At 62.9% G+C, this 22,635-nt stretch carries 22 protein-coding genes; 11 read left to right on the forward strand and 11 right to left on the reverse strand.

Annotated elements, in window-relative coordinates; genetic code table 11:
• The first annotated feature begins 180 nt into the window (after nt 1-180).
• Genes LN996_RS19615 through LN996_RS19630 form a run of 4 tightly spaced genes read left to right on the forward strand, consistent with a single transcriptional unit; the run spans nt 181 to nt 3,720 of the window.
• On the forward strand, nt 181-1,218 hold the full coding sequence (locus tag LN996_RS19615) for a TOMM precursor leader peptide-binding protein (protein WP_231342186.1): 1,038 nt from the start codon (nt 181-183) through the stop codon (nt 1,216-1,218).
• Nucleotides 1,219-1,240: 22 nt separating this feature from the next.
• The gene (locus LN996_RS19620; protein WP_231342188.1) at nt 1,241-1,684 is read left to right on the forward strand and encodes a hypothetical protein; all 444 of its coding nucleotides are present in this window, start codon (nt 1,241-1,243) and stop codon (nt 1,682-1,684) included.
• Entirely contained in the window at nt 1,662-2,495 is an 834-nt protein-coding gene (locus LN996_RS19625) for a hypothetical protein (protein WP_231342190.1), read from the forward strand. Before LN996_RS19620 ends, LN996_RS19625 begins: the two co-directional genes overlap by 23 nt.
• On the forward strand, nt 2,488-3,720 hold the full coding sequence (locus LN996_RS19630; protein WP_231342191.1) for an MFS transporter: 1,233 nt from the start codon (nt 2,488-2,490) through the stop codon (nt 3,718-3,720). Before LN996_RS19625 ends, LN996_RS19630 begins: the two co-directional genes overlap by 8 nt.
• 22 nt (nt 3,721-3,742) lie before the next feature.
• On the opposite strand, the gene LN996_RS19635 is transcribed toward LN996_RS19630, so the two are convergent.
• Entirely contained in the window at nt 3,743-4,651 is a 909-nt protein-coding gene (locus LN996_RS19635; RefSeq protein WP_231342192.1) for a MurR/RpiR family transcriptional regulator, read from the reverse strand.
• A gap of 178 nt (nt 4,652-4,829) precedes the next feature.
• Between LN996_RS19635 and LN996_RS19640 the strand changes: the two genes are divergently transcribed.
• Nucleotides 4,830-6,122: an exo-beta-N-acetylmuramidase NamZ domain-containing protein gene (locus tag LN996_RS19640; protein WP_231342194.1), complete on the forward strand. Its 1,293-nt coding sequence runs from the start codon at nt 4,830-4,832 to the stop codon at nt 6,120-6,122.
• 61 nt (nt 6,123-6,183) lie between these two features.
• Nucleotides 6,184-8,202, forward strand: coding sequence for a glycoside hydrolase family 3 protein (locus LN996_RS19645; protein ID WP_231342197.1), 2,019 nt, complete (start codon nt 6,184-6,186; stop codon nt 8,200-8,202).
• A 21-nt stretch (nt 8,203-8,223) separates the two neighbouring features.
• Here LN996_RS19645 and LN996_RS19650 read toward each other — a convergent pair whose 3' ends face one another.
• The 9 genes from LN996_RS19650 to LN996_RS19690 all read right to left on the reverse strand — a co-directional run bounded on the left by LN996_RS19650 (nt 8,224) and on the right by LN996_RS19690 (nt 16,524).
• Complete coding sequence (locus tag LN996_RS19650) at nt 8,224-9,234, reverse strand: YdcF family protein (protein WP_231342198.1); 1,011 nt, start codon at nt 9,232-9,234, stop codon at nt 8,224-8,226.
• 136 nt (nt 9,235-9,370) lie between these two features.
• Nucleotides 9,371-9,730, reverse strand: coding sequence for an iron chaperone (locus LN996_RS19655; RefSeq protein WP_231342200.1), 360 nt, complete (start codon nt 9,728-9,730; stop codon nt 9,371-9,373).
• Nucleotides 9,731-9,774: 44 nt separating this feature from the next.
• A complete protein-coding gene (locus LN996_RS19660; protein ID WP_231342203.1) occupies nt 9,775-10,440 on the reverse strand; it encodes an alpha/beta fold hydrolase in 666 nt (221 codons plus the stop codon).
• 14 nt (nt 10,441-10,454) lie between these two features.
• A complete protein-coding gene (locus tag LN996_RS19665) occupies nt 10,455-10,859 on the reverse strand; it encodes a rhodanese-like domain-containing protein (protein WP_231342205.1) in 405 nt (134 codons plus the stop codon).
• Nucleotides 10,856-11,671, reverse strand: coding sequence for an IclR family transcriptional regulator (locus tag LN996_RS23820; RefSeq protein WP_231342206.1), 816 nt, complete (start codon nt 11,669-11,671; stop codon nt 10,856-10,858). Before LN996_RS23820 ends, LN996_RS19665 begins: the two co-directional genes overlap by 4 nt.
• Complete coding sequence (locus tag LN996_RS19675) at nt 11,672-13,282, reverse strand: beta-N-acetylhexosaminidase (protein WP_231342207.1); 1,611 nt, start codon at nt 13,280-13,282, stop codon at nt 11,672-11,674.
• Complete coding sequence (locus LN996_RS19680) at nt 13,279-14,190, reverse strand: carbohydrate ABC transporter permease (RefSeq protein WP_231342208.1); 912 nt, start codon at nt 14,188-14,190, stop codon at nt 13,279-13,281. The genes LN996_RS19675 and LN996_RS19680 overlap by 4 nt, the downstream gene beginning before the upstream one ends.
• Complete coding sequence (locus tag LN996_RS19685) at nt 14,187-15,179, reverse strand: carbohydrate ABC transporter permease (RefSeq protein WP_231342211.1); 993 nt, start codon at nt 15,177-15,179, stop codon at nt 14,187-14,189. Before LN996_RS19685 ends, LN996_RS19680 begins: the two co-directional genes overlap by 4 nt.
• A gap of 52 nt (nt 15,180-15,231) precedes the next feature.
• The gene (locus tag LN996_RS19690; RefSeq protein ID WP_231342214.1) at nt 15,232-16,524 is read right to left on the reverse strand and encodes an extracellular solute-binding protein; all 1,293 of its coding nucleotides are present in this window, start codon (nt 16,522-16,524) and stop codon (nt 15,232-15,234) included.
• Nucleotides 16,525-16,817: 293 nt separating this feature from the next.
• Between LN996_RS19690 and LN996_RS23825 the strand changes: the two genes are divergently transcribed.
• The 4 genes from LN996_RS23825 (at nt 16,818) to LN996_RS19710 (ending at nt 21,772) form a co-directional block, all read left to right on the forward strand.
• The gene (locus LN996_RS23825) at nt 16,818-18,728 is read left to right on the forward strand and encodes an FG-GAP-like repeat-containing protein (RefSeq protein WP_231342217.1); all 1,911 of its coding nucleotides are present in this window, start codon (nt 16,818-16,820) and stop codon (nt 18,726-18,728) included.
• Between the two features lie 68 nt (nt 18,729-18,796).
• Nucleotides 18,797-19,162 carry a metal-sensitive transcriptional regulator gene (locus LN996_RS19700; protein ID WP_231342224.1) on the forward strand — a complete coding sequence of 122 codons (366 nt, stop codon included), beginning with the start codon at nt 18,797-18,799 and terminating at the stop codon, nt 19,160-19,162.
• 49 nt (nt 19,163-19,211) lie between these two features.
• Nucleotides 19,212-19,445 carry a heavy-metal-associated domain-containing protein gene (locus LN996_RS19705; RefSeq protein WP_231342226.1) on the forward strand — a complete coding sequence of 78 codons (234 nt, stop codon included), beginning with the start codon at nt 19,212-19,214 and terminating at the stop codon, nt 19,443-19,445.
• 8 nt (nt 19,446-19,453) lie between these two features.
• A complete protein-coding gene (locus LN996_RS19710; RefSeq protein WP_308102744.1) occupies nt 19,454-21,772 on the forward strand; it encodes a heavy metal translocating P-type ATPase in 2,319 nt (772 codons plus the stop codon).
• 26 nt (nt 21,773-21,798) lie between these two features.
• Here the strand turns inward: LN996_RS19710 and LN996_RS19715 are convergent, their stop codons facing one another.
• Nucleotides 21,799-22,071, reverse strand: coding sequence for a DUF2277 domain-containing protein (locus LN996_RS19715; protein WP_231342225.1), 273 nt, complete (start codon nt 22,069-22,071; stop codon nt 21,799-21,801).
• A 158-nt stretch (nt 22,072-22,229) separates the two neighbouring features.
• Between LN996_RS19715 and LN996_RS19720 the strand changes: the two genes are divergently transcribed.
• On the forward strand, nt 22,230-22,493 hold the full coding sequence (locus tag LN996_RS19720; protein ID WP_011776688.1) for a WXG100 family type VII secretion target: 264 nt from the start codon (nt 22,230-22,232) through the stop codon (nt 22,491-22,493).
• The last annotated feature ends 142 nt before the right edge of the window (nt 22,494-22,635 follow it).

Here is a 22,635-nt window from a genome sequence, read left to right on the forward strand (position 1 = left end):
CCCCCCCCCCCCCCCCCCCCCCCCCCCCCCCCCCCCCCCCCCCCCCCCCCCCCCCCCCCCCCCCCCCCCTTTTTTTTTAATGATACGGCGACCACCGAGATCTACACTCTCTCCGTCGTCGGCAGCGTCAGTTGTTTATAAGAGACTGGCGTGGTCCCCACTCATCATTGGAGGCAAGAATTGGCAGCCACTACCTACTCACTCAAACAGTCCCTCCCGGTTGTGACAACGGAGACGGCCGTACACATCGGACTGGCACCGCCCAACGCAATTGAAATTGAGGACGCCCCGCCTGGGCTCGCCGAATTGCTCGGCTTTGCATCGCACCCCCGGACGCTGGATGACTTGGGCGCCAAGGCACAGGACCTGCTTGGTGGCGACTCCGGGCAGATCGTTGAGGAGCTCATCGAGGCTGACATTCTGGTCCCGTACAGGTTCGACCTCACCGGCCGGTACAGCCGCCACGATCTCTACTTCGAACTTGCCCACGGCACAGGTCCGGGCGCAAGCGATCTGCTGCGCAGCCGGAAAGTCGCGCTCATCGGCGTTGGAGGCATCGGCACGAATGTGGCCATGCAGCTCGCAACAGCGGGGGTGGGGGTCATCATGCTGGTCGACGGCGACACAGTGGAAGAAAGCAACCTCACCCGGCAATACCTCTTTACGGCACAAGACGTTGGCGCTTCGAAGATCGAAGCCGCCGCACGGAACCTTCAGCTTCGGGCTCCGGCCACCAACACGGTTGAAGTCGCGGCCATGATCTCCGGCGTTGAAGATCTTCTGCCGATCTTTCAGGACGCAGACTTCGTAGTGGTATCCGCAGACACGCCCCAGGAAGTGCTTGAGTGGTCCAACGAGGCCTCCATCGCCACCGGCACGCCGTTCACCTGTGCCGGATACCAGGACACGCGCGGCGTGGTGGGACCAGTTGTCAGGCCCGGCACAACCCCTTGCCTGCAATGCGCAGCAACTGACAACGACGTACGCACCAACTCCAGGGCGTCGCTCACCACGGCAAACCTCAATACTGCATACCAAGCCCCAAGCTTTGGCCCCCTGAACGCCATCGTGGCCTCCATTGCCGCTATGGAGGTGTTCCGTTACCTGCTCACTGGATCCACCAACCTGGACGGCAGAAGGCTGGTGTTCGACTCCCTGGAGTTGTCGTCCGAGTTCGAAGATTTCGCCAGGAACAAGCGCTGTGCTGCGTGTTCCTGACTGCGATCCAGGGAAGGTGCTGGTGACCCTGACTGGCGCCTACGTAGTCGCATCCCTCGGTGCCACCATCGCCAACAGGAACTTCTGGCCCATCGCATCCAACAACATGTTCAACGCAAAGTTCGGGGACCGGGTGTCACGCTTCGCGGTCGAATTTCACCTGTCGGACGGAACCGTGGTCACGTGCGGTCCCGCCAACTGCCTGCCAACCCAGTTCTTCCGGGCCGGGGCAATGTTCGCCAACATTTTCATGGCTGCTGACGAGCAACCAAAGCGCGTCCTTTGCCAGAGAATTGAGAACCGTCTTCGCCGAAACAGGTGGAAACCTTTCGATGAGGTCCGGGCACCCGCCCATCTGCCCAACATTCCACTGGGCAGGATGGACATTCTTGTGGAGACCACCGTTCGGGGAATGCCTGAGGAAAAGGAAGTCGTGTACACCTATGTTCCGTCGATTTCGCGCTAGATCAGTCACGTCCCGGCAGGTTCGTGCTGCTGGAGTGTGGATCGTCGCCGCCTTGGCGGTAACGCTTCGCCCAGGTCCGGCGGCAGCGCAGGACTACAGGGCCGCAGTTGCTTCGACGGACGTGGATGCGGATCCAGTTTCTGATGCCCGCAAGCAGTGGGCTGCCCGACGCGCGGCAACTGCCCTCCTGTTGGCGGCCGCGGCGACGAGCGAGGTGTACAGCGGGCCTGGCGCAAGGCACGCGCCGTGGCTTCGGCGGACAGCTCTGGGAGTGTTCCTGGGGACTCGCGCCGCGGATGCCCGGTCACTTCCAGGGCGTTGGCCTTACGACACGTTTATCGAGGTCGTACTTCTCACAAGTCAGCTGTCCACGCCGGCGAACAGGCAGCCGGCCAGCCTGCCGCTCTCCGTCTCGCGCGTGGCCCTGTACCTGCCCTACACCCAGGCAGGCTTATCCAAGCTCATCCACGGTTTCGACGCCTGGGTCCATCGTGGCGACGCCAACCATATTTACCACCGGCATTTGAAGGCATCGGCCGGCCACCCATTTGCGCAGGAGCGATTTGACCTGCCTGTTCGGGCAATGACCCGACTCATTCCATTTCTTGAATTTCTCGCACTCCCACTGGCATTGGTCCTCCCCGGCAGGTTCCGGATCCTGGTTCCATGCTGCACCACCATATTCCATATGATTATTGCCCGCACGTGGAATATCAGCTTTTGGCAGGCCCCACTCATGCAATGGTTGATGGTGTCGACGGAAAAGCAGCCCGATCTCGCAATCATTCTCCGCGCATCCCGAGGTGATTAAATTGTCGCTGGCAAAGACATGGCAGAGACGTCTCCACCTGACCGGAATGTGGGTGAATTCGCTGGGTGGCGGCGCGTACAACATCGCACTCCCCCTCATAGTCCTCCAAACGAGCGGCAGCCTCGCCCAGATGTCCATCGTGGCCGTGGCATCACAGCTGCCCAAGGCCTTCCCTGGAGTACTCATCGGCGGACTCGCTGACCGCATGTCGCCCCGCACCATGACCCACATTGGCTATTGGGGCCAGGCACTGGTTGTTGCCGCGATGGCGCTGCTTATCGGCCCGTGGCACACACCCTTCTGGGTTCTGGTGCTCGGCGCGTTCCTGCGCGGCAGCCTCGACATGTTCGCCAGAACAGCCACCTTCGTGGCCATTCCGAAAATGTACGGCGAAGGCACAGCCAAGTTCAACGCATCAGTGTCCACTGCGTGGACTTCCGCTTCCATTGTGGGACCGGCCATCGGCGGCGCCCTGAGTGCCGTTTGGGGCCCCTGGTGGTTGCTGGCCGTGGACGCGGTGTCCTTTACCGTCATCGCAATGATCATGAATTTTCTGCCGTGGCCGGACCGCCCTACCAGGCAACCTGACCGCCCCGGCTTCTTCAAGGATCTTTCAGCCGGGTACCGAAGACTCTCCCAAGTCAATGGTTGGTGGCGCTTTGCCGGAACCGTTGTCCTCATCGGCTTCCTGTCCGCCCCGCTGTCCACGCTCGCGATCTTCCAGACGTCAGTTGGCCTTGGAGGCTCTACTACGGAAGTGGGAATCGTCGGCGCGGCTGCGGCTGCGGGACTGTTCTGCGGGTCAATATTGTCCGGCCTGGTCTCCGCTTGGCAACCGAACCTGTTGATGCAACGTTCCTCGTGGCTTATGGCAGGAGGAGCTTTGCTCTTCTTCATCCCGTCGTGGATTGCCGTTGCGGGTGCGCTGTTCGTTGTCTGCACGGGCGGCATTGCGTGGACGATTGGGCGCACTTCCCTCATTCACCAACAGATCCCCGCGTCCGATCTTGGCAAGACCATGACCGCCGTCCAATTCTTGGAAACAGTGTCGAGCCCCCTCAGTCTTGCCGTCGCCACCTTCCTCATGGGCGTGTCCTCATTCATGGCCTTTGCCTCGATACTCCTGGCAGCACTTCTTTCAGGGGTACTTGCCATCAAGTCGGGATCGATGCTGAAGCCGGGTGAACTGCAAGCCGAGGACAAGGAAAGCGAGCCCGTCCACTAGCAGTAGCCCGCGGCGTCGGGACCTAGTCGGTTGAACTGGCCCGCGGCAGTTTCCGGCCCTGGACAGCAGCGTGCGTTTTTTGAAGTGCCGTGACCGATGATTCGTAGGAGCGCTGGGCAACTCCCACGAAGAGACAGTCCACAACCATCATCTGGGCGATCCGGCTGCCCATCGCACCGGACCTGAAAGGCGTCTCGCGCGCGGCGGTGGCCAGCACAATATCGGCCGCCCGCCCCAAGGTCGAGTTGGCATGGTTGGTGATGGCAATGGTGGTGGCTCCTGCCGCTTTTGCTGCCAGCAGGAAGTCGACCGTATCCACGGTGGTCCCCGAATGCGAGATGGCGACAGCAACGCCGTCGTCGTCCAGGAGCGCTGCAGAGGCCAAGGCGCCATGGGGGTCTGACCAGCTGAAGGACGTCACGCCGATCCTGTGCAGTTTCTGCTGCAAGTCCTGGCAAACCAGGCCTCCTGCGCCAACTCCAAAGATATCGGCCTTCCGCGAGCGGGAGATCGCGTCAACTGCCTCAGCGAGCTTGCCGACGTCCAGCACCTGCGCTGTATCTGCGATGGACATGGTCTCGTTTAAGGCAATCTTGGAAACGATGTCGCGCAGCGAGTCGGACGTGTTGATGTCTTCGTAGACCTCTGCCGACACGTTGTGGGCCAGGCTCTCGCGGGCGGTCTCCCGGGCAAGGTCGAGGCGCAGGTCCGAGTAGCCGCGGTAGCCCACCTTCTTGTAGAAGCGGACCACTGACGTGGTGGACGTTCCACCCTGCTCGGCAAGGTCACCAATGGACATCATGGCCGCCCGGGAAGGATCCGCCAGGACCAACTCGGCGACAGCCCGCTCGGAGGGGCGCAGCGCTGGCAAGGCGGAACGGATCCGCACCAGCACAGTCCGTGACAACTGCGCGCTTTCTGCGTGTTCCATGGTGTTTCCTTCCTGGCGTCCCGGGCCGACCCGCAGCCGCAGGCAGCGCATGTAAATAAGTTACACAACAGCTCGCACAAAGGTAAACGATTGACGCAATCCCAGTGAGCGAATACGGTCGATGTAATCCAAGTCACAAAAGTTGTCATGCACTTCTGCTCATCAGGAAAGGCTCCCCATGACACTCAACCGCCGAAAACTCATCCATGCCTCGGGGCTGGCCGCCGCTGCCGCCGTCGTCGCACCTTTCGCGCCAAGCGCCGCCGCCGCCCCTCAGGCCGACCGCCCCGGAAAGCCGGGAGCCACAGTCAATGGCGCCGACATTGCCGCCGCCGACAACTGGATCATCTTCGCCGGCCGCCGGGTGGGAGTCATCACCAATCCCACCGGAGTCCTGGAGAACTTCCGCTCGATCGTTGACGATATGGCGGACAAGGACGTGGAGGTGGCCGCGGTCTTCGGCCCGGAACACGGCTTCCGCGGCACCGCCCAGGATGGCGCCAGCGAAGGGACCTCCGTTGATCCCCGCACCGGGATCACCGTCTATGACTCTTATGGCGCCGAGGTGGCCGACTACGTGGGCTTCTACGAAAAGTCCGGCGTGGATACCATCTGCTTCGACATCCAGGACGTCGGGGCGCGGTTCTACACCTACATCTGGACGATGTGGGGTGCCATGCAGGCGGCATCCCGGACGGGTGCCAGGTTCGTCGTCCTGGACCGTCCGAATCCGGTTGGGGGCCAGGCACGGGGCCCCGTCCTTCAACCCGGGTTCGAGTCCGGAGTGGGAAAGCTGGGGATCGCGCTCCAGCACGGCATGACCGTCGGCGAACTCGCCAAGTATTTCAACGCCGTGCACTTGCCGGCCGCCGGCCTCAGGCCTCTCCAGGACCTTCACGTCGTCGAGGTCCAAGGTTGGCGCCGTGAGATGACCGGCCCGGACAGCCGTGCGTCATGGATACTGCCGAGCCCCAACATGCCCACTCCGGAAACGGCTGCCTTGTACCCGGGAACTGCGCTCTTCGAGGCCACCAATATGTCCGAAGGCCGCGGGACGACCCGGCCGTTCGAGCTCATCGGCGCACCCTATGTGGACTACCGCTGGGCGGAGGCGCTGAACAGCAAGGGCCTTGCCGGCGTCACTTTCCGCGAGGCCTACTTCCAGCCGACGCTTTCGAAGAACCAGGGCCTCGTCTGTGGAGGGGTACAGGTGCACATCACGGATGCTTCGCGGGTTGAAGCGCTGGAAATCGGCACGCACATGCTGGTCGAAGCCAAGCGCCTCTATCCAGGTTTCGCCTGGCGTGGCGACGGAGGGCGCTGGATGGGACTGCTCAGCGGGTCCGCGCGCTTTGCCGAACAGCTCGACGCCGGCGCTGACGCCCGGACCATCACGGAAAGCTGGCGGGCGGAACTGGGTCAGTTCGTCCGCGATACCCGCCAATATCTCCTCTACAACGGGCCACGCTAGGCCAACCGGAATACTCACGATTGGGATTGGGATTCGCATGCACAGAAAAGGAACAACCTTGATGACGGCCGCCGCCACGGCACTGCTCATGACGGGCACGGGGGTAATGGCTGGCGCGGGCGCCGCAGTGGCCGCCGTGCCCACCACCGCGCGTACGACGACGGTCGCCGCCTCACCTGACATCGAGGCGATGATTTCAGGCATGTCGCTGGACGAAAAGATCGGCCAGATGACGTGGACCCATGTGTACGGCTCATCGGCAGATGACACCTCCATGGCGGCAAGCAACCAAGAGCGGTACGGCGTCAATACGCCAGCCGAGGTGGTGGAAAAGTACAACCTTGGCGGCGTCCTCTACTTTGCGTGGTCTGGAAACACCAACAACCCCCAGCAGGTGGCCGGGCTGTCCAACGGCCTGCAACAGACTGCGCTGCGCCAGGACGGGACGGGGATTCCCCTGGCGGTCACCATCGACCAGGAAGGCGGCCTGGTTGCCCGTATCGGATCACCGGCCACGGTCCTCCCGGGCAACATGGCGCTCGGAGCCACGGCAGATGCGGACCTGGCGAGGGCACAGGGCAAAATCCTGGGCTCGGAGATGCGTGCCATGGGCATCAACGTTGACTTCGCGCCCGTGCTGGACCTCAACTCCAACCCGGACAACCCGGTCATCGGCATCCGGTCCATGGGAGAAGACCCTGCCTTGGTCAGCGCACTCGGGGTTGCCCAGATCGATGGCCTGCAGGAACACAACGTTGGCGCGGCAGCCAAGCATTTCCCCGGCCACGGTGACACCTCAGTGGATTCCCATTACGGGCTGCCCACCGTCACCTACGACCGGGAAACCCTGAACCAGCACCTGAAGCCGTTCAAAGCCGCCATTGACGGCGGGGTGGACATGGTCATGACGGCACACATTATTGTGGAAGCCATCGACCCCGAGATGCCCGGCACCCTGTCCCACAAGGTGCTCACCGGCTTGCTCCGTGATGAGCTGGGGTTCAAGGGCCTGGTCACCACGGACGCCCTGGACATGGCCGCGATGGCTGCCGAATGGCCCCAGGAAGAAATCGCCGTCAAGGCAATCCAGGCCGGCTCCGACATCCTCCTCAACTCCCCCGACGTGGACGCGTCGTTCGCTGGGGTTCGTGCCGCCGTCGAGTCCGGTGAGATCACCGAATCACGCCTCGATGAGTCCGTTCGACGAATCCTCGAGTGGAAGGTCAAGCGGGGCGTCTTCGAGCAGCCGCTGGCAGATCCCGCCACCGTGGATCAGCTCGTTGGCACGGCCGGCAACCTGGCCACCGCCAACCTGATTTCCGACCGCGCCGTGACTTTGCTCCGCAACCAGGAACAGGTCTTGCCGCTGGCTTCCGGCAGCTCTGTCCTCATGGTGGGCGCCGGTTCGGGACGCCCCGAAATTGCGGGTCCCATGCTCAAAGAGCAGGGCTTCACGGTCACAGAGGACTACGAAAACGGAAGCTCACCCTCCGCCGCCTACCGTGCCCGGGCCGTTGCCGCCGCGGGCAGCGTGGACGCCGTCGTCTTCACCTCTTACAACGCCAGCGCCAACGCAGCACAACAGCAGATGGTGGCAGAACTGGTGGCAACTGGAACACCTGTGATCGTCGTCGCCACACGCAATCCCTACGACATCAGCGTCTTCCCCGGCGCCGACGCCGTGCTCAACAGCTATGGAGTCAACAAGGTCAACTTCCACGGAGTGGTCCGTGCCATCTCCGGTGCAGTCAACCCCGGCGGCAAGCTTCCGGTCAACATCCCTGAAGCCGACGGCGACGGCGTCCTCCTGCCATTGGGCTTCGGCCTCCGGTATGACACCACGACGCCGGCAGCGGTCACCTTCACGGACCGGCCCGGCAAGGGTCAGGACTCGTACCTTGTTCCGTCGGTCGAGGGCGTGGCCTACCTGGTGGACGGCCAGGAAATCGCCGGCGGGACGTACAGGAAACCCGCTGGAACGGTGACCGTTACCGCCGCGCCCATGAAGGGGTACGTCCTCACTGCAGGCGCCACCACTGAATGGAGCCACACCTTCACTACGGGACTCCCCAAACCCTGAACTCTAAACCTTAGGTAAGAGTCACACCACCGGGGAGTTCATCAGTGCGACCGTGATGAGCAGGGCAATCCCGAACATCGGCAGGCAAAGAATGATGTTCGTCAGGCGGTTGTCCCTCATCACGGCCACAAACTCCCGGAGGAACGCGCTGGGCACAAAGTACCTGGCAGTCGGAGCACCCACCACCTCCGCGTTGATCTTCTGCCGACGGGACAGGAGGGCGGCGCGGAGCACGTGGTAGTTGTTGGTACACACCAGAAGCGGCCCCTGGACACCTTTTTCGGCCAGCAGCGCAACGGAATACGCGAGGTTTTCCCGGGTGGTGGTGGCCTTGTCCTCCTCCAACACGTCGCCGGAAGCGGCGCCCTTGGCCACCAGGTAATCCTTCATTGCCGAGGACTCCGGCCGCGGCTCATCCGGGCCTTGGCCCCCGGAAGGCACCAGGACGGGCCTGACCGGTGTGACGCCGTCGTAAATTTCCAAAGCCTTGTTCAGGCGCGCGGTGAGCAAAGGCGGGACCTTGCCGTCGATCAAGCCGGAGCCCAGGACGATCACCGCTGCCGGGTTCGGAGTGAAGCGCATCCTGGAATAGACCAAGGCATACCCCAGGAACACCACGAACGCGCATCCCAAATAGGCGCAAAGGAAGAACGCCAACGCGGCCAGGCCGGCCAACACAGGCTGCCCGCTCAGCACGAAAAGGAAGGCGACAACCGGCGCGAGGAACACCGCCATTCCCACAGCCATCGGCAGGAAACTGCTGATGCCGGGGCCTTCCCTGCGGACCATGGTGATCCCGTTGGCGATCAGGAAGCCGGCAAAGACGAAGATGCTCACCACGGGCACCACCAAAACCACCAGGTTCAGCCACTCGAACCAAGGGTTCAGGTCAATCAGGAAGTCCAGGAGGGCCTGCAGCAGGAACCACGCCGCTACCAGCAGGAGCACGCCATTCCGGAGCCGGCGCCGATCCGACTGAAACGAGGCAAGGAAGAGGCCCGCGAAGAGAAGTCCAAGGACCAGGGTCAGCATGGTCCAAGCCTATGCGGTGCCGCTAACGCTCGCGGGGTGCCTCGTACGATTCGGGCATGAGGCCTTCGCCGGTGGCCACATGGAAGCGGTCCTTCTATAGGTGACGCAGCCTATTGGTGACGCATCGGCGAGTAACTCAAGCCCCGCCGGAAGGCAGCTGCTGAAGTCGCCACGCGATGATGTCGCGGATCAGCTCGGTGGGGAGCGGGGTTTTATGGGGCAGCTTAATGGCGTGCCCGGTGGTTCCATAGTCGGCCAGCTCCACCGAAAAATGCGCGATTGCGTCCGGGGTCGGGTAGAACCCGATGTGCTGCTTTGTTCCGGTGAAGAAGAACAGCGGCTCGGTGCCGAGCTTGAAGGTGGGCATGCGCCAACTGATCGATTCCACCGCGTCGTCCGGCACGGCCGAGCGGATCATGTCGTACACGGCCAACAACCGCTGCCGCACGTCGCCGTCGTACTGGTCGATGTACTCGCTGATCGAGGTGGCTGTCATGGAGGTCCTCCTTGTGCGATGCTGCACCCCCGATCATATTCGAGCTAGTTCTCGCGCACCTTGCTTCCAGCGATCTGCTGGGCGAAGTCGTTCAGGACCGCGGCCACGGCGGCCGGATGGCTCAGTGTGGCGTAGTGACCGCCAGGGATCTCTACCGGTTCGGTTCCCAGACGGTCGCGAATTTGGCGCGTCATGAACGACGGTGGAAAGAACAGATCGTCACGGCACAGAATCCCCAAGGTCGGCACGTCCGGATGGTTGCCTGGCCAAGGTCCTGACATCCAGGCACCTTGCTGGTCGCGCTCCCTGTCGGCGGCCTGCTGTGCTAGATCTGTAGGGACGAGATTGAAATATGGCTCTTCGGGGATGGTCTCGCGGTCATGTCCTGTGTTGGTCCACCAGTCGCCGAAGGTCTCGCCCGGCATCGGAATCATTGCCGAGAGGTACACCAAACCGTCGGAGTGGAGCTCTTCGCAGGCCAAGGGTGCCGTGAAGCCACCCAGCGAGTGCCCCACCACGATGGTGTGCCGGGCATCACCAACTGCTTCCGCCACTGCGCGGGTGTAGTCCTCGAGTCCGGCATCAACATCTTCGATGGGCAAGTCGACGGCCACCACACCATGTCCGGACGCTTCAAGCAGTGGGCTGACCAGATGCCAGTCCCACGCGGTGGAACCACCGCCGTGTATCAGTACGAAAACCGCCATCATGCCCCCGCTTCAACTCAGGCCGTGTGTGCTGTCACCAGCGCATCCGGCGTACTTTGGACGACACCCGCTGCTGTTTCCACAGGCAGTCCGTTCCGGATCCAATATTCGATGCCGCCGATCATTTCCTTGACGGCGTACCCGAGTTCAGCGAAGGCCAGCGCGGCAAACGTGCTGCCGTTGCACCCCGGGCCCCAGGAATACACCACCACCTGTGAATCAGCCGGGACGAGATCAGCGGCCAGCACAGCAATCCGGGCCGTTGGAATATGTACCGATCCGGGAATATGTCCGTGGTCCCACGAAGACCGACGGCGGGTGTCCACCACAACCAATGAACCGGGCTCGGACTCAGCCACTTCCATGACGTCGATTTCGCACCGTAGCTTGGCGCGGAAGTATTCAGATGCAGTAATACTCATGCGAGCTTCGCCAGCTTCGCGGATGCCCGGCGCGAACCGAGCTTGGCGGAAATCCGGAGGCTTGTCTCCGCAGCCATCGGCCCGACCTCGCGGACACGCTTAGCGGTCATACGCGACGACAACGAAGATACGGACAGGGCTGCCACTACGTGATCGTCGTGGCCAAAGATCGGCGCGGCGACACAGCGCACCTCCGGCTCGTTCTCCCGATCATCAATGGAATAGCCCCGCCGCCGGATGGCTTCGAAATCAGCCCGCAACAGCGCCGGATCCGTGATGGTCTTCTCTGTGAGCGGGTGGAGCTCGGAGGCGAGGATCGGCCCCACCACTTCCTCGGGACTGAAGGCGAGCATGGCCTTGCCAACAGCAGTGCAGTAGGCCGGCATGGTTGCGCCTACCCGCGACGCCATGCGCACCGTGGCCTCGTCCTCCACCTTGTCCAGGTAAACCACGTCGTGCCCGGAAAGCACCACCAAGTGGCAGGTGCTTTCCGTGGCACGCATGAGGCTCCGAAGCTCACCGTTGGCGACACTGCGCAGATCCACACGGTCAAGATAAGACTGGCCCAGGCGCAAACAGCCATGGCCCAGGCGGAACTTGCCCGTCTCGTGATCCCGTTCCAGCAGGTTCTCCTCCAGCAGTGGTGCGGCCAGGCGCAACAACGTGCTCTTGTTCAAGCCGGAGAGGCGGGCGAGCTCCACGAGCGCCAGCCCATCACCGTTGCCGGGCTCCTCTGACACGACGGAGAGCAGAGCCAACGCTTTGCGGAGTGATGCCGAGGAGTTCCGGGCATCCTTGCCTTCAATAGTCACTCAGTTCCTTACAAGCTGCTCGGCGTCGTAATCGCGCTTCCAACCCTCAACACCAGGGCGCTGCTGCCACGGCATCGGACCGGACAACGGCCGGTATTCCACGCCCATGGCATCAAGCCGTGCCACGTGGGAGCCTGTGAGTCGGGTTAGGAATTCATCGTAGTCCCGGCCTTCCGGGTTGGACCAGAACACTTCGGCGATCGCACTGAGTCGCGGGAACGCTGCGAACTGCACGCGGCGCGGTGAGTCCAGGTGCTCGGTCCAGATGTTGGCCTGGGCACCGAGCAGGCGGCCCGGGAAGTCCGTGCCTTCAAGACCAGGCAGCGGCTCGAACTCGTAGACGGCCTGAAGCGTGGTCACGAATCCAACCGGCACGGGTTCGTCGTCGCCATCCGCTTGGCGATGGTCGAGGTAAAGCTTGTGCTCGGGGCACATCACCACGTCGTAGCCGTTGCGGAGGGCGTCAATGCCGCCCTCGTATCCACGCCAGGACGCGACGAGCGCACCGTCCGGAAGGCCGCCGTCGCCGATTTCATCCCAGACGGACGTGGCGCGGCCGTGGCCCTTCACATGCAACGCCAACTGCCCCACGAACCAGCTGTGCAGACCGGAAACGTCATCCAAGCCCAGTTCTGCGGCCTTCGCCTGGGCCTTGGCGCTGGCCTGCCACTGCGTCAGGGGCACTTCGTCGCCGCCGAGGCTTATCCACGGGGAGGGGAAGATCTCCACCACCTCGTCCAGCACATTGCGGTAGAACTCAAGCGAGGTTTCGGAAATTTCCAGAACGGTCTCGTTGATGCCCCAGCGTGTCCACACCTCCACAGGCCCGTCACCCGCGCCAAGCTCCGGGTAGGCCGCGATGGCCGCCTGGCTGTGGCCTGGAACGTCGACCTCGGGGATGACGGTGATGTGCCGTTCAGCGGCGAAGCCCACAATCTCGCGAAGGTCTTCCTGCGTGTAGAAACCACCGTGCGGGCGGCCGTCGAAAACGCCTGCACGCCAGGAGCCAAGCGACGATTCACGTCGCCAAGCGCCCGTTTCAGTCAGCTTGGGATAGCGGTTGATCTGGATCCGCCAGCCCTGATCGTCCGTGAGGTGAAGGTGCAGCACGTTCAGCTTGTGCATCGCCATCACCTCAATGAACCGCAGCACGTTGTCCTTGGGCATGAAGTGCCGCGCGACGTCCAGCATGGTTCCGCGGTAGCCGAATCTCGGCTTGTCCTCCACAGAAACCCGCGGAACCGGCCACCCCTCAACAGACCCAACTGGAGCCTGCCGCAGCGCAGCCGCCCCCATCAACTGCAGAAGCGTCTGCGCACCGTAGAACGCACCCGCGGCACCGCCAGCAGAAATCACGACGGCGTCACTCACCTCCAAGCGGTACGCCTCGGCGTCGAGCGCTGGGTCAAGCAGGAGGCGGATGTCCGCCCCGCCGGTCGGCGCGGGAGCCAGGTCCCAACCGGTGGCTGCCCCCAAAGCCCGGGCCAACCAGCGGCGGGTACCGGCGAACGCAGGATCCGCACCCAAGGTTGCGCCGGCGTCGAGCTCCAATTCGCCGGTCCCCGCGGAGAAGGCCCACGGCGCCGGGACCAGCTGGTGAAGCGCGCTCATCCCTTCACCGCCCCAGCCAGTCCGGATACAAGCTTGCGCTGGACTGATACGAAGAAGATCAGCACGGGAATGGTCATGATGACCGAGCCGGCCATGATGGCGCCCCAATCGTTTTGGTCGGGCTTGAAGAATGTCAGCAATGCCATGGGCAGCGTCTGGTTCTCCTGGGCGGAAATGATGAAGGTCTTAGCGAACAGGAAGTCGTTCCACGTGGAAATGAACGAGAACACCGAACATGCCACCACGCCCGGCGCCACCAGGGGGAACAGGATGGAGCGGACAAACCGGAAGCTGCTGGCACCGTCCAAACGGGCGGCCTCCTCAACTTCCAGAGGAACCGCCGCCACAAATCCACGAAGCATCCAGATGGCGAACGGAATGCTGAAACCAACATGCACCAGGACCAGCGATCCCAGTTGGTTCAGGCCCACCAACGGGATGGCCTCGCCGGCGTTCCGGAGGAGGAAGAACAGCGGAATGGTCAGGGCTTCAACTGGAACCATCTGCGAGACCAGGATGATGATCAGCAGCTTGGTACGCATTTTGAAGTTGTATCGGGTCAACGCGACGGCCGCGAGGAACGCGAGGATGGTGGACAGCACCACAACCACCAACGCCACGATCACGCTGTTCAGGAAGTACTGGCCGAAGTTGTTCACACCCAGGACGCGCCCGAACGAGTCCAGCGACGGTTCAAGCGTGTACGGCGCGGCGTCACCGGCGTCGAGCGCTGTTTTCGGTTTCAGCGCGGACAGCACCATCCAGAACAGCGGGAAGGCAACGATCAGCGCGATGACAATTGCCGCGGCATCGGCGCCAAAACGGCGCTTGCCCTGCTTGCGCAGCTTCTGCGGGGCCTCAGCCTTGGCGGTTCGGCGCGGGACTGATGAAACGTCGACGGCGGTCATAGGGCTTCGCCTGTTCTCTTGAGGATCCGGAGGTAGACCAGCGTGATGACCATGAGCAGCGCCGTCATGATCACGCCCAGCGCGGAACCGAGGCCATAAAGGCTCGCTGCGAAGGCCTGCTGGTAGCCATAGACGTTGAGCACCAGGTTCTGGCCGGCAATGCCACCGCCGTTGGTCATGATGTAGATCTGCGAGAAGATCTTGAAGTTCCAAATGATCGACTGGATGGTCACCACGATCACGATGGGCCGGAGCATTGGAAGCATGATGCTGCGGGCAATCCGGGGCATGGAGGCGCCATCAATCCTCGCGGCTTCAATGACCTCGGTGGGTATCGCCTGGATGCCTGCGTACACCGTGACCAGGACGAACGGGAACGAGCACCACACCACTTCACTGGCGACGAGCCCGAATGCCGACCACTTGTCGTAGGTCCAGGAGTATCCCTCGAACTGCGTCAGCCCGATGGCCACCAGTGTCTTGTTGACCAAGCCCAAGGTGGGCTCGAACAGGAACAGCCACACCGCACTGCCCGTGACTGCCGGGGTGGCCCACGCGCCGAGCGAGACCACGAACAGCATCGAGCGGACCCACGGGCGCAGCCTGGTTGCCAGCACCGCCAGCGAGCTGCCCACCAGCAAGGTGAACACCACGCAGGCGGTGGCGAAGACCACCGTGTTGCCAAGGACAGTCCAGAACTGCGGATCGGCGAACAGCTTCTGGTAGTTCTCCAAACCGACGAAGTTCAGGGGCGCCTTGCCGCTGACCTGCGCCTGGCGGTAGTCGTACAGCGAGACGTTGATCAGCTGGAAGATCGGGTAGCCGAGCAGGGCGATCAGGACGATGAAAGCCGGGGCAAGGTAGAGCCAGGGCTCCAGTCCGCGCTTCCCGTTGGAGAAGCGCCGGGACTTGCGCGCCGCCGTCGTCGGCCCCTTAACTGGTGTGCCGCCTTGGGGCGCCTCGGGCAGAACCGGGGTGAGCGCTGTCATGATGCGCCTTCAGTTGGTGAGGGGGTGCAGCTTGGTGAGGGGGTGCAGCGCATTACTTGGACCCGAATGCCGTGTTCATGGCCGTTGCGGCCTCGGTGGTAGCGGCGTCGACGTCGGCCTTGCCCGTAACCACCTTCTGGTACATGCCCGTGAAGACACCCTGGGCGTCAATGGTGGACCAGTTTTCCGTGACCGGGACAAACTTGGTTCCGGCACCGAGGGTGTTGATGAACGGTTCAACCTGTTTGTTGTTCTCTGCCACAGACTTCTGGACATCGCTGAACGTGGGGAGGTTGCCCATGGAGTCGAACATCTTCTGCTGGTACTTCTTGCTGGCCAGGAGCTTCACGAAGTCAGCAGCCAGGGTGCGACGTTCGCTGCTGTTGAAGACGCCAAGGTTGTTGCCGCCGGCGAAGGCGGGAGCGATGGAACCAGCGGTCTTGCCGGGAACCGGAACGACGGCGAACTTGTCCTTGATGGCGCTGGCGGCAACGGCCTTGTAGTTGAAGTCACCGCCGATGGTCATGGCCGACTTGCCGGCGATGAACTGCTGGACGCTGGCATTTCCGCCGAACTCCGCGCAGGTCTGGGCGGGGCAAATATCGTCCTTGAGCAGCCGCGTGTACGCCGCGACGCCTTCGCGTGACTCGGTGGAGTCCAAACCGGAAACGAACGTGTCACCTTCCTTCGTGGCGATCTCGCCGCCGTTGGCCCACAGGTACGGCATGGCGGAGAACTGCGCAGCGCCACCAACGGAGATACCCAGCAGGTCCGGGTTTGCGGCCCGGACGGCGCGGGCGACGGTTTCTACTTCGTCCAGTGTCTTGGGAACCTCAAGGCCCAGCTGCTGCAGGAGGTCCGTGCGGTAGTAGAGGGCACGAACGCCGACGAACCACGGAACTCCGTAGTTCTTGCCGTCGATTTCGGTGGTATCCAGGATCTTCCCGTCCAGGTCCTTTGCTTCGTCCCAGGACTTGATGTCCTCGGTGACGTCGGCCAGGCCACCGGATGCCACGTAACTGGCCAGGTCGGTGTTGCCGAACTCAGCCACATCCGGTGCGCTGGAAGGATCGTTGAACGCGGCCTTGAATCGTTCGGCACGGCTGTCTACCGGAATGTACTGAACGTCGATCTTGGCACCACTGTGTGCCGCTTCGAATTCAGTAACGGCTTCCCTGACCACTGCGGACTTGGGATCCTGGTTGACCTCGGAAAAGAGCCAGACGCGGACCGTGCCGGTCTGCTCGTCCGAACTGGAGGCTGCGTTGTTCGAGGTGGGCGGAGCGCAGGCGGTCAATGCGAGCGCTGCGATGGCTATTGCCGCGGCGGAGCGTGCGAGTTTCAAGTGTCCTCCATGGAGAAAAGTTGGGTTCCGCGGGACTTCCCCCTCCGCGGCTATGAAACCAAACACTATGAACGGGCAGGTGTGGGCGGAAGCACATTTGCCAAAAGGTTTGCATTGCAAAACAAGAATCCAGTTTTTGGGCATTTTGGTCTATACCAAGACGCATTCTCCTGCGTGCGGACGGGCATGTTTGCGGATGATGACTGCGGCAATCTCTCGCCCTTTTCGAGGCCCGGCGGTAGAGTGCGGCCTATGGCGCGGGGGAGCGTCCTGGCATTTTTGGGGGGATTTCAGTGGGAACTGTTGTCAGTGATTCAGCAACGCCTGCGTTCAGCTTTATCGGCCGGGTGTGGTCCCGGCGGGGCACCACGGTTGCAGCCGCCGGAGTAGCGGCGCTCCTGCTTGCCGGGATCCCGGCTGTTCCTGCCGAGGCGGATGTCATCACGGACACCCTTGGGGTGGGGCCAAATGGTCATGACGTGGCAGTTAACGCCCTCACGAACACTGTGTACGTGGCCACGGAGGACGGGCTGACCATCGTGAACGGCGCAACGCATGCCATCACCAAGGTAAATACAGGCGGAACAGCGGACGCCGTGGCAGTCAACGAAGCCACGAACAAGATCTACGTTGGCAACAGGGTAACCAGTCCGGGCGGAAGTGTGGCTGTGGTTGACGGCACCACGCTTGCCGTGACCATGGTCCCGGCCGGGGCGCAAACCGAAGCCATCGTAGTCAATCAAAAGACGAACAAAATCTACGTTGGTACTCGCTCCGGGCTGTACGTGATCAATGGAACGAACAACCAAACCACACAAATCACTACGAGTCCGTCGAGTGACCTCTCCATCAATCAGGCAACCAACAAGATTTACGCGTTGAGCGGCGGGGTGATGGTCATCGACGGACCCACCAACACCGTCAGCCGCCTCGATGCCGGCCACGACGTTGCCGCGCCTGTCCACCTGGCCATCAATGCGGCCACCAACCAGGTCTATGTAGCCCTCAAGGTAAGAAACTACATGGAGCTCAATGTCATTGACGGGGCTACCCACGATGTTGGAGGGCTGTTCTCCAGCTACGACACCAGCCCCACCGAACTCACCGTCGACGAAACACGAAACAAGGTCTATCTGGGCCGTTCGCTCGGGGGCGGACTCGGACCCGCAACGGGAATAGTGTCCATCTTCAACGGCGGAAGTGGGGGACGCGTCGATATCAGGACGGGCCTGCTTCCTTCCGAAATCGCCGTCAACCGAACCACCAACAAGCTGTATGTTTCCACGGAAAACGGCGGCACCACCGTCATCGATGCTGCCAGTTTCGCCGCGACCACCTTGAACACCGGGGGCGCGGCGGATGTGGCCATCAACGAGTCGACGAACAAGATCTACATCACGGAACCACCCGGCTCACTGAACGTCATCGACGGCAACAGCCCGACGCCTCTGAAGAATGACTTCAGCGGCGACAGGAAGACTGACCTCCTCGCCCGCGACGGGTCAGGCGTGTTGTGGCTGTACCCCGGAAACGGCACTGGCGGCTGGCTCCCCCGCGCTCAGGTGGGATCCGCCTGGAACTCCATGACCGCCGTCGTCAGCCCGGGCGACTTCAACGGTGACAAGAAACCGGACATTCTTGCCCGGGATGGTGCGGGGCATTTGTGGATGTATCCGGGGAACGGTGCGGGGAATTGGCTGCCACGGGTACACGTGGGTTCAGGCTGGGGCATCATCTCCGCAATCGTCACTCCCGGCGATTTCAATGGCGACGGAACAGCCGACATCCTCGCCCGTGATACCTCAGGGACCCTTTGGCTGTACCCCGGCAACGGGCGCGGGGACTGGCTGCCACGAACCAACCTCGGGGCCGGCTGGAATTCGCTGACGGCAATAGTCGGTTCGGGCGATTTCAACAGTGACGGCACTCCCGATGTCCTCGCCCGTGACGGCTCCGGAGTCCTCTGGCTTTATGGCGGGAACGGCTCCGGAGGCTGGCGGTGGGACCGCCAGCAAGTCGGCGAGGGATGGAACAGCATGACGGCCATCCTCGCCCCGGGGGACTTCAATGGTGACGGGCGGCCGGACATAGTTGCCCGCGACAGCACCGGCGCCCTTTTCCTCTACCCGGGTGCGAGTGGAAGCGGCTGGCTGCCCACAGTCCGGATCGGAACAGGCTGGAACGCCATGTCCGCCATCCTCTGACGCCATCGCCTGAAGATACCCCTAGGGGGTACTTGTATTCATACCCCCTTGGGGTATATGTTGGGTTCATGAGCAAGGTAGACCTGAATCACCCGAGCGCGGACGTCCCCGTCATCGAAGTGGACCTGGATGATGCCCCACAGCATGGGTACACCAGCAATAAGGACGCGTACCTGAAGCGGTTGAAACGCATTGAGGGCCAAGTCCGCGGCATTGCGCGCATGGTGGACGAGGACAAATACTGCATCGACATCCTGACCCAGGTCGCCGCTGCCACCAAGGCCTTGCATGCCGTCAGCCTTGGGCTTGTTGAGGAGCACATCGGCCACTGCGTCGTGGGTGCAGCATCCGAGCCCGATCCGGAAGCCCGGGCCCAGCAGATCGATGCCAAAGTCAAGGAGGCCACCGATGCCATCGGGCGCCTGCTGCGGTAATCCCGCCACCAACCACCACACCATCCAACCCACCACCAGGGAGCACGCCATGAGCCAGACCATCCAGACCAATGTCAACGTTTCCGGTATGACCTGCGGCCACTGCGTCTCCAGCGTCAGCGAAGAACTCGAAGCGCTCAGCGGCGTCCAGGACGTCGCTGTGGACCTCAACCCCGGCGGCCTGTCCACCGTGACCATCACATCAACCAAAGAGCTCTCGCCCTCGGAAATTGGCGAAGCCGTGGCAGAAGCCGGCTACCTGGTGGTAGCCAACCAAGCGTAGGAGTCCCTGTGAGTAGCCAGGACACTTTCAACCAGCCCGCACACCGGGTTATCGAACTCGACATCGAGGGCATGACCTGCGCCTCGTGCGTCAATCGAGTGGAACGTAAACTGGGCAAGCTCGACGGCGTAGAGGCAAGCGTGAACCTGCCCCTTGAATCAGCCCACGTGACGGTCCCTGCCACAGTGACGGACCAGCAAATCGTGGACACCGTCAACGCGACGGGCTACAAAGCGACAGTCCGCCACGCCCCGGCGCCGCACGCCCGGGAACACACTGAGCACGCGCACCACGGCAACGAGGCTCCGGAAGCAGGGCACTCTGCCCACGTTAATCACATGGATCATGGCCCCTCCGCCTCGACACTCAGGCCCCGGCTGATGACCGCAGCGCTGTTGACCGTGCCGGTGTTCGCGATCTCGATGATTCCCGCGCTCCAGCTTGCCAACTGGGGATGGGTCGTCGGCGCCTTGGCCCTTCCCGTGGTGAGCTGGGCAGCTTGGCCGTTCCACAGGGCCGCGGCCATCAACGCGAGGCACTTCGCCTCCACTATGGACACACTCGTCTCCATCGGCGTCATCGCCGCCTACCTCTACTCGGCCTGGCAGTTGTTCGCGGATCCCCGCATGACAGAACACCCCGGCATGGAAAGCATGTCCGGAGGGGGTCTGTACTTCGAGGTCGCGGCGGTGGTCACCACCTTCCTGCTCCTTGGGCGCTACCTCGAGGCGAATGCAAAGGCCAAGGCAGGCAATGCGCTCAAGGCGCTGCTGAACCTGGGAGCCAAGGACGCAACGATTTTGGTGGACGGCGCGGAGCAGAAGATCCCCGCGGATCAGCTCCTGGTGGACGACCTCATCGTGGTTCGCCCGGGCGAGAAAATCGCAACCGATGGCGTGGTCACTGACGGTGCATCCGCCGTCGATGCCTCGCTGGTTACGGGCGAGTCAGTGCCGGTCGAGGTCGGACCGGGCAGCTTGGTAACAGGCGCTACGATCAACACGTCCGGACGCCTGCTGGTGCGTGCAACACGCGTCGGCTCCGACACGACCCTCGCCCAGATGGGTCGCCTGGTCAGTCAAGCCCAGACCGGCAAGGCCCCGATCGCCCGGCTCGCGGACAGGATCAGTTCTGTCTTCGTCCCGATCGTGCTGGTTATCGCTGTGGTCACCTTCGTTCTGTGGCTGTTCTTCTCGGGCGACCTCAACGCAGCCTTCACGGCAGCAGTCGCTGTCCTGGTGATCGCGTGCCCCTGCGCTTTGGGCCTGGCCACTCCTGTCGGGCTGCTGACCGGAACGGGCCGGGGAGCCCAGCTGGGCATTCTGATCAAGGGCCCCCAGGTTCTTGAGGACACCCGCCATGTGGACACCATCCTGCTGGACAAGACAGGCACCGTGACCAGCGGCAAGCTCGCCGTGGACCACACTGTGGCACTGAACGGCCATTCTTCCGCCACCGTCCTGACATTGGCGGGTGCGGTTGAGTCCGCCTCGGAGCACCCGATCGCCCACGCGATTGCCGCTGCCGCGAAGGACGCAATGCACGACGCCGGCAGCCTGCCTCACGTTGAAGGTTTCAGTTCCGCCCCGGGCGGCGGCGTGCTCGGAACAGTGACGATGGACGGCTCCCCTAGAAGTGTGGTGGTTGGCCGTTCCGGCTGGCTCGAAGAGAACGGAATTTCCCTCGGGTCCGACCACCGGGATGCCTTGGCGGCAGAGGAAAACGGCGGCGCCACAGCGATCTGGGTTGCAGTCGACGGCCAGCCTGCCGGCGTTGTGAGCCTCAGCGACACCATCAAGCCCGGCTCGGCAGCCGCAATTCAGAAGCTGAAGGACCTGGGCATCCGCCCGATCCTCTTGACCGGCGACAACGCTGCCGTGGCCGCCCAAGTGGCTGCCGCCGTCGGGATCCCACCGGAAGACGTGTTCGCCGGAGTACTCCCGGAAGGCAAAGTTGAAGCCGTCCGGAAGCTGCAGGCGTCCGGCGCCACGGTGGCCATGGCCGGTGATGGCGTCAACGACGCCGCGGCCTTGGCGCAGTCGGATCTTGGCATCGCGATGGGTTCGGGCACGGATGTTGCCATCGAGGCATCCGACCTGACGGTGATGGGCAGCGACCTTGGTCAGCTGGTGCAGGCGATCGAGCTGTCCCGCAAGACCCTGTCCACCATCAAGACCAACCTGTTCTGGGCGTTCTTCTACAACGCGATCGGTATCCCGGTGGCAGCACTCGGATTCCTGAACCCGATGATCGCCGGCGCAGCAATGGCAGCGAGCTCGGTGCTGGTAGTCGCGAACTCGTTGAGGCTTCGGTCCTTCGGAAAGTAGGCCCGGAAAGCGAACAGGGGCCCGGGCTAGGCCGTCCCGAAACGGACGGCCGACCGGGCCTTTGCCTTGGCCGCTTCCTCGTCACGGTTCTTCGCCGGAGCGTGGCTCACCAGGGAGTCCAGGAGATGCTGCGTAATGTGGGCGATCTCGTGGACTGCCTCGGCAAAGGCTTCCTCGTTGGCTTTGGAAGGCTTGGTGGAACCGCTGATTTTGCGCACGTATTGCAGTGCTGCGGCCTCCACTTCGGCGTTCGTGGCATGCGGTTCGAAGTTATGCAGGGTCCTGATATTGCGGCACATAAACCCATGCTAACCATGGGCAGTGCTGCATGGGGAGGGGTGCCCATCGACGGGTTTGCGATTCCCGGGATAGGTTTTAGCTATTGGATCTTCCGGATGAGCCGGAGGCCGCTGGGGATGCCGAAGAGCTCGGGTCCGAACAAATGAAGGAGAATCTCATGGCTATTTGGGGTGCAGATGTTGATCAGCTTCGTCAGCTCGGTAACAAGCTGAAGGCAGGTGCCGAGAACATCGAGCAGCAGCGTTCACAGCTCAAGGGCGCACTTGACGGCACCGACTGGAAGGGTCCGGACGCTGACAAGTTCCGCGGCGAGTGGGACAGCCAGCACGCTTCCAACCTGAAGAAGGTTGCCGACGCCCTTCGCGAAGCCGGCGATCGCGCTCAGAAGAACGCTGAGCAGCAGCAGCAGGCTTCCAACTAAGACAGTTGGGAAAGGCCCCGCGCCCCCCCCCGGGCCCGGGGGGGGGGGGGGGTTTTTGGGCGGGTTTGGGGGGGGCGGGGGGTGGGCGGCCCCGGGGGGGGGGGGGGCGCGGGGGTGGGGGGGTGGAGTGGGGGGGGGGGCG

The sequence above is a fragment of the Arthrobacter sp. AK01 genome (assembly GCF_021109375.1).
Classification (GTDB): domain Bacteria; phylum Actinomycetota; class Actinomycetes; order Actinomycetales; family Micrococcaceae; genus Arthrobacter.

Coding starts and splice junctions, on each gene's coding strand:
- LN996_RS19625 (WP_231342190.1), top strand. CDS start 1,662: ATGTTCCGTCGATTTCGCGCTAGATCAGTCACGTCCCGGCAGGTTCGT.
- LN996_RS19635 (WP_231342192.1), bottom strand. CDS start 4,651: ATGGAACACGCAGAAAGCGCGCAGTTGTCACGGACTGTGCTGGTGCGG.
- LN996_RS19640 (WP_231342194.1), top strand. CDS start 4,830: ATGACACTCAACCGCCGAAAACTCATCCATGCCTCGGGGCTGGCCGCC.
- LN996_RS19645 (WP_231342197.1), top strand. CDS start 6,184: ATGACGGCCGCCGCCACGGCACTGCTCATGACGGGCACGGGGGTAATG.
- LN996_RS19650 (WP_231342198.1), bottom strand. CDS start 9,234: ATGCTGACCCTGGTCCTTGGACTTCTCTTCGCGGGCCTCTTCCTTGCC.
- LN996_RS19655 (WP_231342200.1), bottom strand. CDS start 9,730: ATGACAGCCACCTCGATCAGCGAGTACATCGACCAGTACGACGGCGAC.
- LN996_RS19660 (WP_231342203.1), bottom strand. CDS start 10,440: ATGATGGCGGTTTTCGTACTGATACACGGCGGTGGTTCCACCGCGTGG.
- LN996_RS19665 (WP_231342205.1), bottom strand. CDS start 10,859: ATGAGTATTACTGCATCTGAATACTTCCGCGCCAAGCTACGGTGCGAA.
- LN996_RS19675 (WP_231342207.1), bottom strand. CDS start 13,282: ATGAGCGCGCTTCACCAGCTGGTCCCGGCGCCGTGGGCCTTCTCCGCG.
- LN996_RS19680 (WP_231342208.1), bottom strand. CDS start 14,190: ATGACCGCCGTCGACGTTTCATCAGTCCCGCGCCGAACCGCCAAGGCT.
- LN996_RS19685 (WP_231342211.1), bottom strand. CDS start 15,179: ATGACAGCGCTCACCCCGGTTCTGCCCGAGGCGCCCCAAGGCGGCACA.
- LN996_RS19700 (WP_231342224.1), top strand. CDS start 18,797: ATGAGCAAGGTAGACCTGAATCACCCGAGCGCGGACGTCCCCGTCATC.
- LN996_RS19705 (WP_231342226.1), top strand. CDS start 19,212: ATGAGCCAGACCATCCAGACCAATGTCAACGTTTCCGGTATGACCTGC.
- LN996_RS19715 (WP_231342225.1), bottom strand. CDS start 22,071: ATGTGCCGCAATATCAGGACCCTGCATAACTTCGAACCGCATGCCACG.
- LN996_RS19720 (WP_011776688.1), top strand. CDS start 22,230: ATGGCTATTTGGGGTGCAGATGTTGATCAGCTTCGTCAGCTCGGTAAC.